Origin of the sequence: Sandarakinorhabdus sp. (assembly GCF_041689835.1) — a bacterium.
In the GTDB taxonomy this organism is placed as follows: domain Bacteria; phylum Pseudomonadota; class Alphaproteobacteria; order Sphingomonadales; family Sphingomonadaceae; genus Sandarakinorhabdus.
Genome location: NZ_JBDNFM010000085.1, coordinates 1 through 2,618 on the forward strand (window position 1 = coordinate 1; position 2,618 = coordinate 2,618).

2 protein-coding genes are annotated in these 2,618 nt (G+C 66.5%); one reads left to right on the forward strand and one right to left on the reverse strand.

The genetic code is table 11. The features are described from left to right. The coding region (locus ACESL8_RS04315) for a M1 family aminopeptidase (protein ID WP_372916327.1) at positions 1–1,876 on the forward strand (1,876 nt) is incomplete at its 5' end. A 4-nt stretch (positions 1,877–1,880) separates the two neighbouring features. Here ACESL8_RS04315 and ACESL8_RS04320 read toward each other — a convergent pair. Continuing rightward, positions 1,881–2,618: topoisomerase C-terminal repeat-containing protein (locus ACESL8_RS04320; protein ID WP_372916329.1), on the reverse strand; the 738-nt coding region annotated here is incomplete at its 5' end.

The window sequence follows — 2,618 nt, forward strand, 5'->3', positions numbered from 1 at the left end:
CACCACGCTGGCCGAAGTGCCCAGGATCGTCGGCATTCTCGAAGATTATTTCGGCATCGCCTATCCTTACGAAAAACTGGATTTCATCGCCTCGCCGGTGATGGGCGGTGCCATGGAAAACGCCGGCCTGATCCTGTTTCAGGACACGCTGATTTTGCTGAGCGACGCACCGCCGCCATCGCAGCTCCAGCGTTTTGGCGTGGTGGTCGCGCATGAACTGGCGCACCAATGGTTCGGCGATCTCGTCACCCCGACCTGGTGGACCGATATCTGGCTGAACGAGAGTTTTGCCGAATGGATGGGCAACAAGGCCGCCCACCGATGGAACCCGAACCTGGATATCGCAGCCGGCGAAGTGGCCGACGCGTTCCAGGCCATGGACACCGATTCATTGGCCCGTGGCCGCCCCATCCGCCAGGAAATCACCCGCAACGATGCTGTGATCAGCGCCTTTGATTCGATTACCTACCTGAAGGGCGCACAGACCGTTTCGATGTTCGAAAGCTTTGTTGGCGCCGAAAATTTCCGCAAGGGTGTGCAGCTGCACCTGAACCGTTACGCCTATCGCAATGCCACCGCCGAAGATTTCTTCGCCAGCGTGGCGCAGGCCAGCGGCAACACGGATGTGGTGCCGGCGCTGCGCAGCTTCACCGATCAAACCGGCGTGCCGCTGGTGACCGTGCGGGAAAGCGCCGCCGGCATCACCCTGTCGCAATCGCGCTATGTGCCGCTGGGCGTTGCTGCCGATCGCGCTATGCAGCGCTGGGCCGTGCCGGTGTGCCTGTCGCGCGGCGAAGCCAAATCCTGCACCCTGCTGAAGAATGCCAGCACCGCCGTGCCGCCATTGGTGGGCACGGCGGCCTCGCTGGTGCCCAACGCCAATGGCGCCGGCTATTACCGGTTCAGCCTGGATCAGGACGGCTGGGACCGGCTGATTGCCGCTGCCGCCGCCCTGCCCGAGCGCGAGGCGATGGTGGTGGCCGATTCGATCTGGGCCGAATTTGCCGCTGGCCGCACCGATTTCACCCGCGTGATCAAAGCCGCGGAGCAACTGGCCCGCCACGATCGGCGCCTGCCGGCGCTGGAACTGGCGGGCAAGCTGGCGGGCATTGCCGATACGCTGCTGCCGGCGGGTGATCTGGCCGCCTATCGCGCGCTGATGCTGCGCCTGTACGGCGGCCGGGCGGAATTTCAAGGCTTTGATCCGGCTGCCGCGTCCACGGGCAGCGCCGCGCAGCAGGGCTGGCGCGAATCGCTGGTGCCGCTGCTGGCGCTGGAGGGCCGGGACGACACGTTGCGCTTGCGCCTGAAGACAGCCGCCGCACGCTATCTTGATGGCGATGCTGCCGCGCTGGCGCCGGTGTATCGCCGCACCGCATTGACCGTGGCGGCGCAGGATGGCGGCATCGCCTTTGCCGATCAGTTGTTTGCCGCATTGAAGGCCAGCAGCGATCCGCTGTTCCGCGCCCAGGCCGCCGCCGCGCTGGGCAGCACCGAAAACGCCGCCGCCATCAACCACGTGCAGCGCCTGGCCAGTGCCGAAGGGCTGATCAGCCGTGAACGCACCACCATGCTGGCCGCGCTCGCCGTCAACCGCGCCGGGCGCGATTCCACCACGGCTTATGTTGCCAGCAATTTCAAACAGGTGGTCGAAAGCTTCCCCGGCTTTTCGCGCACGTCGATCATCGGCTTTTTCGACGGCTATTGCAGCACCGAAGCCGCTGACCGCGTCGAAACCCTGATCCGCCCCAACCTCGCTGTGCTGGGCGGCGGCGAGCTGGAACTGGCACAAACCAGGGAACGCATCGGCCAATGCGCCGCCCTCAAAGCCGCCAAGGGCAGCGAGATCAGCGCCGCGCTCACAGCGCAGCGCTGATCGTTCAGGCGGTCTTGGGCGCAGACTTCTTGGCGGGCGCCTTCTTCACCGAAGCCTTTTTCGCCGCCGGCTTCTTGGCTGCCGCTTTCTTCGGCGCGGCCTTCTTCGCCGGCGCCTTCTTGCCCTTCTTGGCCGGCGCCGCCGCCGCGCGCTCCGCCAGCATCACCACGGCTTCCGCCAGCGTGATCGCCGTCGGCTCCGCGCCCTTGGGCAGGGTGGCGTTGGTGGTGCCGTCGCTCACATACGGGCCATAACGCCCGGCCAGCACGCGCACCGCCGCGCCGCCTTCGGGATGCGCGCCCAGTTCCGCCAGCGCTGTGGCCACCCCGCGTTGGGGCCGCCCGCCAGCCGCCTTGGCAGCGGCGGCTTCCGCCAGCTTGACCACAGCGGCGTTCATGCCGGTTTCAAACACTTCGGCAGTGGACTGCAGCCGGCCATAACCGCCGTTGTGCGCCAGATACGGGCCGTATTTGCCGATGCTCGCCGTGATCGGCGCACCGGTTTCGGGATGCAGCCCGATGGTGCGCGGCAGGCTGAGCAGCTTGATCGCCCAGTCCAGATCCTCCGGCCCCGAAATGCTCACATCCTTGGGGATCGAAGCACGCGGCGGCTTTTCACCCTCGGCGCCCTCACCCAGCTGAATGAAACGCCCGAACCGCCCCGAACGCACTGTGATCAGCTCGCCCGTCTCCGGATCGGCCCCCAGTTCCATCGGGCCATCGTTCGCCCCGCCTTCGCTGGC